17 protein-coding genes are annotated in these 15,635 nt (G+C 39.1%); 1 reads left to right on the forward strand and 16 read right to left on the reverse strand.

What is annotated here, in order from left to right; all coding sequences use genetic code 11:
• Positions 1–28 precede the first annotated feature (28 nt).
• The 9 genes from fabG to AC4G3K_RS07210 all read right to left on the reverse strand — a co-directional run bounded on the left by fabG (position 29) and on the right by AC4G3K_RS07210 (position 8,518).
• A complete protein-coding gene (gene fabG, locus AC4G3K_RS07170; protein WP_491076861.1) occupies positions 29–775 on the reverse strand; it encodes a 3-oxoacyl-[acyl-carrier-protein] reductase in 747 nt (248 codons plus the stop codon).
• Positions 768–1,727, reverse strand: coding sequence for an ACP S-malonyltransferase (gene fabD, locus AC4G3K_RS07175; RefSeq protein ID WP_491132903.1), 960 nt, complete (start codon positions 1,725–1,727; stop codon positions 768–770). The genes fabG and fabD overlap by 8 nt, the downstream gene beginning before the upstream one ends.
• A gap of 26 nt (positions 1,728–1,753) precedes the next feature.
• Positions 1,754–2,737 carry a phosphate acyltransferase PlsX gene (gene plsX, locus AC4G3K_RS07180; RefSeq protein WP_491076859.1) on the reverse strand — a complete coding sequence of 328 codons (984 nt, stop codon included), beginning with the start codon at positions 2,735–2,737 and terminating at the stop codon, positions 1,754–1,756.
• A complete protein-coding gene (gene fapR, locus AC4G3K_RS07185; protein WP_491132904.1) occupies positions 2,734–3,318 on the reverse strand; it encodes a transcription factor FapR in 585 nt (194 codons plus the stop codon). Before fapR ends, plsX begins: the two co-directional genes overlap by 4 nt.
• Positions 3,319–3,422: 104 nt before the next feature.
• Entirely contained in the window at positions 3,423–5,471 is a 2,049-nt protein-coding gene (gene recG, locus AC4G3K_RS07190) for an ATP-dependent DNA helicase RecG (protein WP_491132905.1), read from the reverse strand.
• The gene (locus AC4G3K_RS07195) at positions 5,464–5,664 is read right to left on the reverse strand and encodes a hypothetical protein (RefSeq protein WP_491076856.1); all 201 of its coding nucleotides are present in this window, start codon (positions 5,662–5,664) and stop codon (positions 5,464–5,466) included. The genes recG and AC4G3K_RS07195 overlap by 8 nt, the downstream gene beginning before the upstream one ends.
• Before the next feature lie 33 nt (positions 5,665–5,697).
• Positions 5,698–6,360 (reverse strand): L-serine ammonia-lyase, iron-sulfur-dependent subunit beta, encoded by a 663-nt coding sequence (gene sdaAB, locus AC4G3K_RS07200; RefSeq protein WP_491132906.1) that lies wholly within the window; start codon positions 6,358–6,360, stop codon positions 5,698–5,700.
• Between the two features lie 97 nt (positions 6,361–6,457).
• The gene (locus AC4G3K_RS07205) at positions 6,458–8,137 is read right to left on the reverse strand and encodes a DAK2 domain-containing protein (protein ID WP_491132907.1); all 1,680 of its coding nucleotides are present in this window, start codon (positions 8,135–8,137) and stop codon (positions 6,458–6,460) included.
• An 18-nt stretch (positions 8,138–8,155) separates the two neighbouring features.
• Positions 8,156–8,518 carry an Asp23/Gls24 family envelope stress response protein gene (locus AC4G3K_RS07210; protein ID WP_491076853.1) on the reverse strand — a complete coding sequence of 121 codons (363 nt, stop codon included), beginning with the start codon at positions 8,516–8,518 and terminating at the stop codon, positions 8,156–8,158.
• Between the two features lie 244 nt (positions 8,519–8,762).
• On the opposite strand from AC4G3K_RS07210, the gene rpmB reads away from it, so the two are divergent.
• Entirely contained in the window at positions 8,763–8,951 is a 189-nt protein-coding gene (gene rpmB / locus AC4G3K_RS07215) for a 50S ribosomal protein L28 (RefSeq protein WP_491076852.1), read from the forward strand.
• Positions 8,952–9,169: 218 nt separating this feature from the next.
• Here the strand turns inward: rpmB and spoVM are convergent, their stop codons facing one another.
• From spoVM to rlmN, 7 genes are all read right to left on the reverse strand, one after another.
• Positions 9,170–9,250 (reverse strand): stage V sporulation protein SpoVM, encoded by an 81-nt coding sequence (gene spoVM / locus AC4G3K_RS07220; protein WP_049671465.1) that lies wholly within the window; start codon positions 9,248–9,250, stop codon positions 9,170–9,172.
• Between the two features lie 77 nt (positions 9,251–9,327).
• A complete protein-coding gene (locus AC4G3K_RS07225; RefSeq protein WP_491132908.1) occupies positions 9,328–9,978 on the reverse strand; it encodes a thiamine diphosphokinase in 651 nt (216 codons plus the stop codon).
• Positions 9,979–10,211: 233 nt separating this feature from the next.
• Positions 10,212–10,859 (reverse strand): ribulose-phosphate 3-epimerase, encoded by a 648-nt coding sequence (rpe, locus tag AC4G3K_RS07230; RefSeq protein ID WP_491076850.1) that lies wholly within the window; start codon positions 10,857–10,859, stop codon positions 10,212–10,214.
• A gap of 2 nt (positions 10,860–10,861) precedes the next feature.
• Complete coding sequence (gene rsgA / locus AC4G3K_RS07235) at positions 10,862–11,743, reverse strand: ribosome small subunit-dependent GTPase A (RefSeq protein ID WP_491076849.1); 882 nt, start codon at positions 11,741–11,743, stop codon at positions 10,862–10,864.
• Positions 11,744–11,760: 17 nt separating this feature from the next.
• Positions 11,761–13,785 carry a Stk1 family PASTA domain-containing Ser/Thr kinase gene (pknB, locus tag AC4G3K_RS07240; protein ID WP_491132909.1) on the reverse strand — a complete coding sequence of 675 codons (2,025 nt, stop codon included), beginning with the start codon at positions 13,783–13,785 and terminating at the stop codon, positions 11,761–11,763.
• A gap of 5 nt (positions 13,786–13,790) precedes the next feature.
• Positions 13,791–14,543 carry a Stp1/IreP family PP2C-type Ser/Thr phosphatase gene (locus AC4G3K_RS07245; RefSeq protein ID WP_491076847.1) on the reverse strand — a complete coding sequence of 251 codons (753 nt, stop codon included), beginning with the start codon at positions 14,541–14,543 and terminating at the stop codon, positions 13,791–13,793.
• A gap of 4 nt (positions 14,544–14,547) precedes the next feature.
• A complete protein-coding gene (gene rlmN, locus AC4G3K_RS07250; RefSeq protein WP_491076846.1) occupies positions 14,548–15,633 on the reverse strand; it encodes a dual-specificity RNA methyltransferase RlmN in 1,086 nt (361 codons plus the stop codon).
• Positions 15,634–15,635 lie beyond the last annotated feature (2 nt).

Consider the following 15,635-nt stretch of genomic DNA (forward strand, 5'->3'; position numbering starts at 1 on the left):
TTATTAAACATATTCAATCACTTAGTCACTACATGACCATTCCGCCATCGACCTGAATCGTTTGACCTGTTATATATCCAGAATCTTCGGAAGCCAGGAAAACGGCAGTTTTAGCCACGTCCTCAGGTAATCCAAAACGGCCCAGTGGAATTTGCTTCCGCATTTGCTCTCCAACTTCTTCAGTTAATACATTGGTCATATCTGTTTCAATAAACCCGGGGGCAATAGCATTTACCGTTATTCCTCGAGCCGCCAATTCTTTAGCAGTTGTCTTGGTTAATCCTATGACACCTGATTTTGCAGCTACATAATTAGCCTGCCCGGCGTTTCCACTCACACCGACCACAGAAGAAATATTGATAATCCGCCCCTGCCTTTGTTTCATCATTTGCCTGGATACGGCTTTCGTACAAAGGAATACTCCTTTTAAATTGGTATTAATTACAGAATCCCAATCTTCTTCTTTCATACGAACTAACAAATTATCACGTGTGATTCCAGCGTTATTTATTAAAATATCAAGTTTCCCAAATTGTTCAGTAACGCTCTTTACCATGGCAGTAACGGAATCAGCATTCGTTACATCTCCCTGGATAGCTACTGCTTCTCTGCCCATTTCTTTTATTTCACTGACCACCTGGCCTGCTTTTTCACTGTTTCCCGCATAATTAACCGCCACGGAGGCGCCTTCTTTTGCCAAAGCTATGGCAATGGCACGACCGATTCCTCTGGATGCACCCGTTACCAGTGCAACTTTTCCATCCAATTTACCCATTTGCCTTAACCTCCGCATCAAGTGAATTGACCACATTTTTACATGATTCAATATCTTTTACTGAATATGTTTTTACGCTGCGGTTGATTTTTTTAACCAACCCTGAGAGAACAGTCCCTGGGCCAAACTCGATAAAAGTTGTCACACCCATATTGATCATATATTCAACTGATTGCTGCCATTTCACCGGAGAATACAACTGCTTGATCAGACTTTCCTTCATTTCACTCCCAGTTCCAGCTTCAGTGCCTGAATAGTTCGAGATAATTGGGTAATCAGGAATCTGAATTTCTATTTCATTGAGTGTTTCCGCAAGCTTACTTGCTGCAGGTTTCATCAATGAAGAGTGAAAAGGACCGCTGACTTCCAAAGGCAGTATTCTTTTAGCTCCTTTTTCTTTCGCAAGCTCTCCTGCCAACCTTACCCCTTCAGTTGTTCCGGAGATAATAATCTGCCCGGGTGAATTTAAATTCGCTAATTGTACCGGTTCTCCTTGATTCGTTATCGTTCTTGTTACATCTTCTAAATGTGACGCATCCATACCAAGAACAGCACTCATCGTTCCCATCCCGGAAGGAACTGCCTGCTCCATATACAAGCCTCGATTGCGCACTAATTTAACCGCATCCTGAAACTGGATTGATTCAGCAGCTGTATAAGCCGTATATTCACCAAGACTGTGACCTGCCATATAATCAGGCTTTAGATCAGACATTTCTCGAAATACGCTAAGTAGTGCCAAACTAGTAATCAAAAGACTAGGCTGTGCATTATATGTATATGTTAATTTTTCCTGCGGACCTTCGAAAATCACCTTACTAAATTCTTCACCCAAACATTCATCTGCTCTCAAAAAGAGGGTTTTTGCATTCGGATAATTATCGTAAATATCTTTACCCATCCCCACTGTTTGTGATCCTTGACCCGGAAAAATAAAAGCAAATTTAGTCATCTTATCCCCCTTATTGTTCATTCCCCTTACTGTTCGTTTATCGCATCATGAATCGTTTCAGCAACATGATGTTCAACCATAATTTTTGCTTGGCGTATAGCATTATAGAATGCATTCGCATCTGAAGAACCATGCGCTTTAATGACAGGAGCCTTTAATCCAAATAGTCCAGCCCCACCGTATTCAGAGTAATCCAGCTTGTTTTTCAACTCTTTAAATCCAGGCTTTAAAACAGCCGCCGCCAATTTGCTCTTTAAATCAACCATCATAGCTTCTTTTAACATTTTAAATAAAGCAGAAGCAGTTCCTTCTGTTGTTTTGAGAACCATGTTTCCGGTAAACCCATCTGTAACCACAACATCAGCCACACCATTTAACAAGTCCCGGGCTTCTACATTACCAATAAAATTAAAGTCAGCATCCTTTAATAAAGCAAATGCCTGTTTGGTCAGCTCATTCCCCTTTTTTTCTTCTGTTCCAATATTCAACAATCCAACCCGAGGATTTTTAATATTACGAACCTTTTCAGCATATACAGATCCCATCAATCCATACTGGTATAAATGTTCAGGCTTTGCATCTGCATTTGCTCCTACATCTAATAATACAAATCCATTCCCATCGATTGTCGGTAATGTCGGGCTAAGCGCAGGTCGGTCAATCCCATCAATTCTTCCAACCACAAAGAGCCCCGCGGCCATTAGAGCACCCGTATTTCCAGCCGAGATGCATGCATCGGCTTGTCCATCCTTAACATACTGAGCAGCAAGAACCATTGATGCATTTTTCTTTCTTCGTACTGCTCTCACCGGTTCATCTTCACCGGTTATCACTTCATCCGTATGGATGATCGTAATCCGTTCTGTAGAAGTTAGATGATTTTTAATCTCAGTCTCATTGCCCATAAGCACGATTTCCAAATCCGGAAAAGCTTTAATCGCTTTTTCTGCGCCTTTTACAGATTCCTTTGGACCATGATCTCCACCCATAGCATCTAATGCAATTTTCATTTTTGTTCATCCTTTTTCTCAGTAGTTGTTCTGTACATGGAAAACTCCCCTTTAAAGACCAGCTCTTTACCTACAAAGCTGTGTACCGTAATCAGGGATCTTCCTTTATCCCTATCCACTTCTATAACCTTAGCTTTCGCAATCACACGATCGCCTTCATACACAGATTTTGTGAAGTGAATGGCAGCTTTTGCTGTTAAGGCCAGTTCCTCATTCGTTACCGCCACAGCCAGTGAATTAGCCTGGGCAAATAAATAATGACCTCTGGCAATTTTATTTCGTTTAAACACATGTTCAGGTTTTATATCTAATAAAGAAATAGCACTATTGTCCAAGTCAAGATCAATAATATCTCCTATAATTTCATCAACAGGCAGAGATTTGATCTCATCTATCATTCTCTTCTCAGCAACAGACTTTATTCTTTCTCTCAATTCCGGGATGGATAATTCCAAACGATCCAAGCGAATCGTTTGTATGCTAACCAGTAATTGTTCAGCCAATTCCTCATCGGTAATAAAAGGATTATCTTGTATCATATCCTTTAATATAGCTTGTCTATCCTTCTTGTTTCGTTTCAAAAGCCTTCACCTTCCGAAGTGTTATGACTAGGTACTAATAGTAGTATATAATTATAAAAAAAAGATTGCAAGAATTTTTCGGACTCCAACAAGCAATCTGTCAATCAATCTAATTTCTCACCTTCGAGAACTCCTGAATTTGACAGGTAATCTCTAAGGTACTTATACTTTTCATCCGTCCAGAATTCAGATCCCGCAATTAATTCTTCCGCATCTTTCCTGGCCGTTTCAAGCGCACGGTAGTCATGGACCATATCAGCTATTTTAAATTCAGGTACCCCACTTTGCTTTCTTCCAAAGAAATCTCCCGGACCTCTTAATTCCAGATCTTTCTCACTTAACGCAAATCCATCTGTTGTATCACACATCGCATTTAATCGTTCAATTCCCACTTCTGTCTTCGGATCTGCTATTAAGATACAGTAAGATTGGTCAGCACCCCGGCCTACACGGCCTCTTAATTGATGAAGCTGCGACAATCCAAATCGCTCAGCATCATAGATCATCATCACTGTAGCATTTGGTACATTTACACCCACTTCTACAACGGTTGTTGACACAAGTACTTGAATAGTATTATTCCCAAAACCGCGCATAATTTCATCTTTTTCATCGGCAGGAAGCTTACCATGCATAAGCCCAACAGAGTACTTTGGACTGAAATACTGCGTCATAGCCGTATGAACATCCAGTACATTTTGCAAATCAAGCTTTTCAGACTCCTCAATTAGAGGACAAATCACATAAGCCTGCCGCCCTTGTTCTAATTCTTTACTCATAAAAGTCAGAATCCTGTCCAGCATATTATGCTTAGCCCAATACGTTTCTATTTTCTTTCTTCCTGACGGCATTTGATCAATGATAGATACATCCATTTCGCCAAAGACCGTTATGGCAAGCGTCCTCGGGATAGGTGTAGCTGTCATGAATAGCACATCGGGACTTTCACCTTTTTCTCGCAAGATCCGGCGCTGCTCTACACCGAATCGATGCTGCTCATCCGTAATCACAAGTCCAAGCTTTTTAAAATTCACATCTTTTTGAATTAAAGCATGTGTCCCTATCAAAATATCAATTTCTCCTCGCTCAAGCATTTCCATCATTTCACGTCGGCGCTTACCCTTCACGCTTGATGTAAGGAGAGCTACATTTACAGCAAATGGCTGCAGTAGTTCAAATAGGGAATTGGCATGTTGTTCTGCCAAAATTTCTGTAGGTACCATTAAAGCTCCCTGATATCCTGCTGTCACAACAGCGTATAGCAGGATAGCCGCCACCACCGTTTTTCCTGAACCAACGTCACCCTGGAGCAATCTGTTCATGCGGTATGGAGACCTGATATCCAGTGCAATTTCATTAATGACCTTTTTTTGCGCATCGGTCAGTTCAAATGGTAAAGACGAAATAAACTTCTTCAATTTTTGATTATCATATGCATGCACTTGGCCATTCGAATTTTCTCGCTTCACTTTTCTGAGAGCTTGCATTTTAATTTGGAACAAGAGAAATTCTTCATAGACAAATCTTCTGTGGGCTTGCTTTACTTCAGCCGCATTTTGGGGGAAATGCAAGTAACGTAAGGCCAGTCCTCTTTCCGGCAACTTATATTGCACAAGATAATCTTCAGGCAATATTTCCACGATTCTCTCATGATAGGTAAGGTAGGCTGATTTAATCCATTTACGAAGTGATTTGACAGAGAGATCACCTTTAACATGATACACTGGCTCAAATTCCTGTTCCCTTGCCTGAGAGCTAAGTTTATATTCAGATGCCGTCAGGGTTAAACGGTTTTTATCCCATTTCCCCGTTACGGTTATCGTTTCATTCAGTGTTAACTTATTTTTAATATATGGCTGATTAAAAAAAGTTACAGTAATGATATGACGGCCTGTTAACAGCTTAACATTCAAACGAGATTTCTTCCGTCCAAAATAGGTTAAATTAGGGGCTGATTGAATGACCCCTTCGACAGTTATCCGTTCATCATGGGCTGCTTCCACGATGTCTTTTATTCTATAATCTTCATAACGATAAGGAAAATACTCAAGCAAGTCCGCAACTGTATAGATGCCAATATTATTTAGCTGCATAGCGGATTCTGGCCCTATCCCTTTTACTGTATCTACTGATAAATCATTTAATCTATCCATTTTTAAGTAAAACCCCAAATATTCTTGATTCCAACTCTCGGTCCGTTGGTGTAACATAAATCGTTCCCATTACAGCGTTCAGCTCTTTTACGGCTTCAGCCTTGTATACTGCATCCCGCAGATTCATAATGTCAGATATCTTCTCAACTTTACTTTCAACAAGTTCAACCAATCCGGCAACATTGCGAAACATATAGCAACCTCCTCATAAAGGATTATCTGCACTTTAATCCGAAACTTTTGTAACTTGTTTTACATGGTCCAATAATGAAATTTCCTCTAAAATATCCTGACCGATATTTTGATCGACCTCTATTGTCATGAGCGCCATCTTTCCTACATCTTGCCGTGAAACTTCCATATGTCCAATATTAATTTCATGCTTGGCAAGAATATTGGATACACTTGCAATCGCACCGAATCGATCATCATGGACAACTAAAATGGCCGGATGATGGCCTGATAAGCGCAGTTCAAACCCATTCAGTTCAAGTATTTCAATTGCACCTCCGCCAATCGAAATACCGACTAATTCCAACTCACCTTCATCATCACCCATTCTGATTCTGACCGTATTCGGATGGTCTGTTATGGCATCTTCTTCCACAAAAGTTATCTGCATGCCTTTCTCTTTGGCAATATCAAGAGAACGGATAAGACGCGGGTCCGATGTATCATAATCCAGTAATCCTGCCACAATAGCCACATCTGTACCATGCCCTTTGTACGTTTTAGCAAAAGATTCGTAAAAAGAAACAATCGCCCATTTAGGCTGTCTGTTAAACAGGCTTCTCGCCACCCGTCCTATCCTTACCGCCCCCGCCGTATGGGAACTGGATGGACCAACCATAATCGGACCGATAATATCAAATACACTTTTATATTTCATTACATACCCTCTCCAGTACAAAAATGTGAAAAAACCTATACATACTGAAATAGAAGGGGTTTCCCCCTTCTATTATTGTAATGATTGATATGTGTTTTTATTCAGCAGCAAATATATAGGAATACAATGGCTGTTTCCCATTATGCACTTCAACTTCTACATCTGGATAAGTATCCGCACAATATTGAACAAGACGATCCACTTCATCCTGGGAACTTTCTTCCCCATACAAAATAGTTAGGATTTCTGCATCATCGAGAATGTTTTCCAGCACTTGTTTAGCAGCTTCCACTCTATCCTTGTTTTTCACTTTAATTTTACCATCAATCAGACCCATATAATCGTTTTTCTCAATTTCAAGTCCTTCTATGCTTGTATCACGTACCGCAAACGTAACTTGTCCCGTAATAACATTCTCTAAGGCATCCTTCATCATTTCCTCATTATCACTTGCTGGAGAAGCAGGATTAAAGGACAACAAGGCAGTCAACCCTTGAGGAATCGTTTTACTAGGGATTACCGTAACGGGCTTTTCTATTACATCAGAAGCCTGTTCAACTGCCATAATAATATTTTTATTATTTGGCAGGATGTAAACATGATCAGCATTAATGGATTCAATTGCTTTTACGATATCTTCTGTGGATGGGTTCATCGTTTGCCCACCTTCAATGACTACGTCCGCACCAATGCTTCTGAACAAGTCAGCAATCCCTTCGCCCATAGCAATTGCCACTACACCAAAATCTTTCTTTTCAGTTTTGGTAGGTACAGCATTTTCCCGCAGTTCATTCGCTGTTTCATTTAAAATAGCAGAATGTTGTTCACGCATATTATCCACTTTAATTTTAATTAAAGTGCCGTATTTTTGCCCGTAGTTTAAACAATTACCCGGATTTTCTGCATGAATATGAACTTTTACGATATCCTCATCAGCAATAACAAGCAGTGAATCTCCGTATTGGCTTAAATCATTTCTGAAATTTTCTTCATTAAACGGATTTTCCGCCAATTTTTCAGGTTCAAAACGTACCATGAATTCAGTGCAATAGCCGAATTCAATATCTTCTGTTTTGATATGCCCCGAAACATTTATATGATGTTCCGCTTTCACAAGCTCATCCATTTTAGGTGTGAATTCAGGCGTTTCAGCAAGCTTTTCACCTTTTAGCTCAGCTAGGAATCCTTCATAAACGAACACTAATCCCTGGCCACCACTATCTACTACGCCAACTTCTTTAAGCACTGGCAGTAAATCAGGAGTACGTTTTAGGGAAGCTTTAGCTTCTTTTACAATAGCCTCCATTACTGCGATTACGCTTGTTTCTGATTCAGCTGCTGTTAGCCCTGCCTTAGAAGCTTCCCTTGCAACAGTCAAAATTGTACCTTCAACAGGTTTCATAACTGCTTTATAAGCAGTTTGCACACCAGCTTCAAATGCCAATGCAAATTCCTTACTGTCAATAGTTGCTTTTGGTTCTATATTTTTGGCAAATCCCCTGAATAATTGGGATAAAATAACGCCTGAGTTTCCACGCGCACCCATCAGCAATCCTTTTGCTAAAGATGAACCAACCTTCCCGATATGATCCTGTACATTGTTTTTTACCTCTTTAGCTCCTGATGTCATGGATAAATTCATGTTCGTTCCTGTATCACCATCCGGAACAGGAAATACATTTAACGAATCAACTAATTTAGCGTTGGCAGACAGCCTGTTCGCACCCTGTATGACCATTTCGGCGAATCTTTTGCCGTCAATAGATGTTATAGCCACTCAATTTTCCTCCTTAAATTACGGATTCGTAACCCGAACCCCTTGAACAAAAATATTAACGGATTCTACCGATAATCCAACAGTTTGGTTTAATGTATATTTAACTTTAGATTGTACATTATGAGCGATTTCGGAAATTTTTGTTCCGTAGCTTACAATGATATACATATCAATATGTAACTCATCTTCATTCTGTCTGACTACTACTCCTTTGGAGAAGTTCTCTTTACGTAAGATTTCACTAATTCCATCTTTAATTTGATGTTTGGATGCCATACCGACGATTCCATAACAATCTACGGCTGCACCACCTGCAATGATTGCTAATACATCATTCGAAATATCTATTTGTCCGTATTTCGTACTCATTTCAATGGACATATTTGTTCCCCCTTTATGGTCACCATAGCTAGAATCTATTTTACTATAATCACTTTTGAATGGAAAGCCCTTATCCTATACCAATTAATCAAAGTTAAAATCGTATGTCAAGGTTTTTTTCTTGAAAGACCTTTTCAATTGTATTGCATTATAGTGATAGGTATGTTAAATTATTAAAGTATCTTTTGAAGAGACCGACTAAAAAAGAAATGATTAATATAGGCAGTAAGGAGGGAATTGGGCTATGTCACGCAAATGTTTTATTACCGGCAGAAAAACAACTTCCGGAAACAATCGTTCTCATGCCATGAACGCTAACAAACGTACATGGAAAGCTAACGTTCAAAAAGTTCGTATTCTTGTTAACGGTAAACCGAAAAGAGTATACGTATCTACAAGAGCGTTAAAATCTGGTAAAGTTGAACGCGTATAATAAACGAGAACAAGCATCCTTTTAAAGGATGCTTGTTCATTTTTCCCCTATTTATCCCTGTTTAGTCTTATGTTTTTACTATTTTATTTAGTATTGATCCAAAGGATTCGCTCCAAGTTAGAGTATGGGTCGGGATTTTTTGTGCGAATCATATAGTGAAAAAACGCTTAATCCTACAAGAAAAACACCCCATAGCAGGGTGCCATATTATATTAAATTTAACCCTTTTTAAAAGCTCCCAACATAGCCTTAACGATTCCTCCCAAAAATCGGGGCAACTTAATCGTATAAAATTTCATTGTGTCCCTCCTTAGCTCTGCCCAGTTCTCATTAATCACTTTACATTCATATAATAGTAAAAAGTCCAACAGTTCATTCAATCTCTGCTTCTTACCACCAATAATATGCCATTCGAAAACGAAAAAGTACCAGTTTTGAAATTTAATTCATTACTGACTGACAATGTCCTGCCTCGGTATAAGGTACGATTTGCTAAAGGATATTTAAAATTCAAAAGCGTCAATCCCTCTACCTCATCGGTAATCGGTATAAAAGATATGTATTTGAAATCCGTATCTTCGACTACATAAGATCCTGGTTCAAAAAGCGTGATAATATTATTCTGATCCACTATACTTGTTGGAATATTTTTTTTTAGATTGTCTTTATTAAGCAGCATCATGATATTAGCGAGGGTATGGTCCATCCTGCCGCCTGTTGCTCCATAAACCGTGATTCTTTCCGGACTTTGGGTATAAGCCCATTCAAGAGCCAATTCCAGATCTGTAGCATCCTTTTCTGGAGGAAACTCAAAAAAGAGGTCGCAATTATCCTGCACCTGTTTCAATTCCTCTTTAGATATAGAATCAAAATCTCCAAAAACACTATTAAGATGAATACCTGCCTCCAAAATCCGTAATGAGCCTCGATCCACACCAATCCAGATTGTTTCACTTCCTTCACTACGTAACTTTCTTAAATTAGGAATGTACATAGCAGGACCACCGGCAACAATATTAATTTCCATAAGGTATGCTCCTTTACTCATTTGTCATACAAAAAAGGGTTATCCTCTTGTAACTTAATGGACAACCCTTTCCTTATTACTTTTTACAGAATTCTTTCACTATTCAGGCATAAACGCGATTGACGTTCGAAAAACACATTTTCCCTACACAACCTGTATATAATGCCCATTCATATGAAGAATCCTCATTGCTTTATAGATCCTTCTTTTATCAGCGCAAAACACTCAATAGATTACTCGCCGCGAATGGCTGCGATCGCTTTCTTCCTGTCTTCTTTATTATAAATAGCAGATCCTGCCACAAGCACAGTAGCACCTTTATCAATGCATAGTCTGGCGGTTTCTTCATTTACACCGCCATCAATCTCGATTTCAATGGATAAGCCTTTTTCCTTAATCATTTTATCCACCTGTTCTATTTTTTCCAGAACACTTGGTATAAAGACTTGCCCGCCAAAGCCTGGGTTTACAGACATTAAAAGAACCATGTCGATATCTTCCAGAATATAATCTAAAACATCAGGAGATGTGGCAGGATTTAATACTACACCTGCTTTAACCCCAAAAGATTTTATCAACTGGATCGTACGATGCAAGTGCGTACAAGCTTCTGCATGGACCGTTATATAATCGGCACCAGCTTTTGCAAAGGCTTCTATATATTGATCCGGATTTTCAATCATGAGATGAACATCAAGCGTTAATTTGGTAATAGGACGCACGGAATCAACAATAAGTGGGCCAATCGTTATATTGGGAACAAAATGACCATCCATCACATCAATATGAATCCAATCTGCTCCGCCTCTTTCAACATCACGGATTTCCTCTCCCAATTTTGAAAAATCGGCTGATAATATGGATGGAGCAATTTTAACCATAGTTAATACCTCGGCTTTCTATCTTTAATTTCCTCAAGGAATTGCAAATAATGATTATATCTGTATTCCTCTATCTCGCCCGTTTCAACACCTTGTTTAACAGCGCATTTGGGCTCCTTAACATGAAGACAACCCCTAAATTTACATTCCGAGCTTTTTTCTCTTAATTCTGGAAAACAACCAGTTAACTCCTCGGCTTCGATCTCGTTAAATTCAAGAGAACTGAATCCCGGTGTATCTGCCAATAAGCCATCCCCAAGATCAATAAGCTCTACATGCCTTGTTGTATGCTTTCCTCTGCCTAAATGAGAGGAAATTATATTGGTTTTTATATTTAGAGATGGATCCAGTACATTTAGCAGAGATGATTTACCAACTCCGGATTGTCCGGCAAATACTGAGATTTTCCCTTTCAGGTAAGGCTGTAACTCAGATATCCCTGATTCCTCCAAAGAAGACGTTAAAATGACCTCATATCCAATTTCTCTGTACTGTTCTGCATAATCTTGTATCTTCTTCTCACCTTCAGAATCCAGTAAATCCATTTTACTGATACAAATGATTGGTTCAATATTCTTAGATTCAACCAATACTAAAAATCGATCCAATAAGTTCGTACTGAATTCGGGCTCTGCAGCTGAAAACACAAGAATGGCCTGATCTACATTGGCAATGGGCGGACGTACTAATTCATTCCTGCGTTCTTTAATTTCCATGATATATCCATCCGTTGGATTTTCCGCTTGATAAATAACCGTATCTCCGACAAGAGGCGTAACCTTTTGTTTTCTAAAAATACCCCGGCCTCTGCATTGAACGATTTTACCCTCATCAGCTACATAATAAAAGCCACTCAACGCTTTAATGATTTTGCCTTCAGGCATATAGGCCCTCCTTTTTGTTAACTGTCCGAATAACTAATTACACCTTCATCATAAACACTATTATCCTTTATGATCTTATACCCTGCTTTACCATTATGAGGTATGGTAAATTGTAATGTTTTTTTGACAGTTTTTGTTATTTCAAATGTATCTACTGGTTCTGTCATATTATTGTTCAGGTCCTCAATCAGTATTGTCACCATTTGAGGCACACCGGCTAATTCTTCATCATACGTTATGGTCACTTCTTTACTCGTTTCTTTAGGTGGAATTTCTTCTTCCCCTTTGGAAATAGTTACTTTTACTTCTGAACCAACCTCAACAGCCGTTCCTGCTGCAGGCTCCTGAGAAATGACTTGACCCTCTTTAATCGTTGAACTGTATTCCTCTCTTGCTATGGTGATTTGTAGTCCCGTATCAGCCTCGTAATCATCCAGTGCCTTCTGATTATAATCAGTTAAATCTTTGAGAGTAAGTTTGGAAGGTCCACTGCTTAGTGTTAATATTAATATTGTCTCTGAAGGGATGACTTCTTCTCCCTGCCTAGGCTCTTGTTCAAGTACAGTCCCAGCTACTGAATCATCATTTACCCTATTAATTTCAATATCTCTAAAACCAAATTCTTCTATTAGCGGCTTAATATCCTCATAATGACGATCCTCATAATCGGGGACCTCCACTTGCTCTTTTCCACTGCTGAAATAGACATTAATAACCGCACCCTCTTTAACGGTATCTCCTGCTTCAGGGTCTGTTTTAATCACATTTCCAGCTGCAATTTCTTCATCAGGTTTCTCAATTGTGTCTCCGATTTCGAAGCCTTGCTCAATTAGAGTGGACATGGCTTTCTCCAATTGTGTGTCTTTAATATCAGGTACCTCAACATCCTTTGCGGCAAACATTCCCGGCAGAATCAAGAGCGCCAGAATCGCAAGCAGAATGAGTGATGTTAAAATAATTCCTGTTATCTTAAGCCATTCTCTCTTTTTCTTAGACTGCTGTTTTTTCTTTTTTGTTTTATCTTTCTTTTTCTTTTGCTTTTTCACAGAGGCATTTTTTCCTGCTGATCCGTTAACCTGCTCCATTAATACAGTATCTTCATCAATCGGTACGACTTTCGTCTCATCATAATTCTTAAACAAATCATCATTCGTTATAATCGGAATCGCCTTTGTTACATCATCATCATTTGGTATGGAAAACTTACTTTCGTTTAATCTTTCCGGATTTAGAGCCGTTTCTATATCTTCTTTCATTTCATCCACACTTGCATACCGGTGAAATGAATCTTTAGCCGTTGCTTTTAAGATGATATTTTCCACACTTTGAGGAATCGATGGATTCCACCTGCTTGGAGCCGGGGTCTCTGATTGGAGATGTTTCAGTGCTATTGAAACGGCAGACTCACCAGAAAATGGCAATCTCCCGGTGATTAATTCAAACATAACAATTCCAAGAGAATAAATATCCGACTTTTTATTCGCCATTCCGCCTCTTGCTTGTTCAGGAGACAAATAATGAACAGACCCGAGGACAGAGTTCGTCTGCGTTATGGAAGTTGCACTAAGAGCCATCGCGATCCCAAAGTCAGTAATTTTCACATTACCGTCGTGATCAATTAATATATTGTGTGGCTTAATATCTCTATGTACAATATGGTTCTGATGGGCATGCGATACAGCCGATGTGATTTGTTTCATAATATCCAATGCTTTTTCAACTGGAATCGATGAATAGGTCTGAATATATTGTTTTAATGTCATTCCATCGACATATTCCATCACAATATAATAAATATCTCCCTCTTCCCCAACGTCAAAGATACTTACAATATTTGGATGCGTCAAACTTGTGGCGGATTGGGCTTCCCGATGAAATCGCCTAATAAATTCCTCATCATCGGAAAAATCCATACGAAGAATTTTCAATGCAACGTCCCGGTCAAGTATCATATCTCTTGCCAGGTATACATTTGCCATGCCTCCTCCACCAATCATGCGGATAATCTTATATCTGTCACTAATGCGTTTGCCGGCCAACATATAACTCACCCACCTTCACTTTCAAAGCTGTGCAGAAGGATTACTAGAGTTATATTATCTTCTCCTCCGTTTTCATTAGCTTTTTGAATATATGTACCTGCAATATGGTCTAATGATTCACTGCTCGTAATAATGGTTTCTATTTCTGATTCAGAAAGTTTATCAGAGAGACCGTCTGAACATAATAACAGACGATCCCCCTCTTCAATATTAATTGTTTTTATATCGACATCCACACTTTTTTCTGTTCCTAGTGCACGAAGGATGACATTTTTTCTGGGATGGTGTGCGGCATCTTCTTTAGATATTTGACCGGAACGTACAAGCTCATTAACCAGGGAATGATCTTCAGTCACTTGTTTAAAGCCACTTTCATTCAAAAGGTAACATCTGGAGTCTCCAACATTTACAATTGTGGCTGTTTTATCCGTACAAATCACGCCAACAATAGTTGTCCCCATTCCTTCACATTCCTCATGTGTCATAGAATGCTCGTAAATTTCACGGTTAACACGCTTAATTTGCTCTTCTAAAAACAATTCGATAGAACTTGGTGAATCTGTCAGCAACTCTGTCTCCCATGCTTCTTTTAGTTTGGAAACAGCCATTTCACTTGCTACATCACCTGCTTTATGACCGCCCATTCCGTCTGCAATGACAGCAAAGATCATAGAAGGATTACCCTTATAAAATATACCGCCCTGATCTTCATTATGGATTCTCACCTTGCCCCGGTCTGTTCTAAAAACTGCCTTCATCCCTTCACCTCGTCTCTTCTTTCCTTTCTTTTGCTCTCAGTTGCCCGCAAGCTGCATCAATATCATGACCTTGCTCTCTTCTCGTTGTCACATTTATACCTTGATCTTTCAATGTTTTTTCGAACAGATCAATTTGTTCTCTTGGTGTTCTTACATACTCCCGTTCAGGAACATAGTTGACCGGGATTAAGTTCACATGGCATTTAATATCTTTTATTAAAGCCGCCAGTTCAAGGGCATGCTCAACCTGGTCATTTTCACCACCGAAAAGTCCATATTCAAATGTAATCCTTCTGCCTGTTTTATCAACATAATACTTAACGGCCTCCATTAATTGAGGAAGCTTGTATGCTCTGTTAATAGGCATAAGCTTACTGCGCAGCTCAGTATTTGGAGCGTGCAATGAAATAGCAAAATTGATTTGTAATTTTTCATCTGCAAATTTATATATTTTAGGGATGATTCCACTCGTCGAAACTGTTATATGACGTGCTCCGATATTCAGCCCTTTATCATGGTTGATAATTCGCAGGAACGACATCATATTGTCATAGTTATCGAATGGTTCTCCAATACCCATAATAACAACAGAACTTACTCGTTCATTCATTTCATCCAGTGCCTGCTGGACCTTTACAACCTGTGCAACAATTTCCCCGGCTTCTAGATTTCGCTTTAATCCGCCAAGAGTAGAAGCACAGAATGTACAGCCGATACGGCAGCCAACCTGTGTAGTCACACAAACAGAGTTTCCATAGTCATGACGCATTAATACGGTCTCAATGGAATACCCATCCTGTAATTCAAATAAGAATTTAATGGTGCCATCTTTTGATGTTTGCTGAACAAGTGTTTTTAATGTCGTTAGTGTAAATGCTTCATTTAGTTTTGCACGTAAATCTTTGGATAGGTTGGTCATATCTTCATAAGAGGAAACCCTTTTTTCATATAACCATTCAAAAATCTGTGTTGCACGGAATGCTTTTTCTCCGTTTTCTTCGAGCCATTCTTTCAGTTGATCTAATTGCAAGGAATAAATAGATGGGGGGCTATCCTGCTTCTTTACTTCCTTAGTTGTTGTTTGTCTCATTC

This window comes from Bacillus sp. z26 (genome assembly GCF_058313635.1).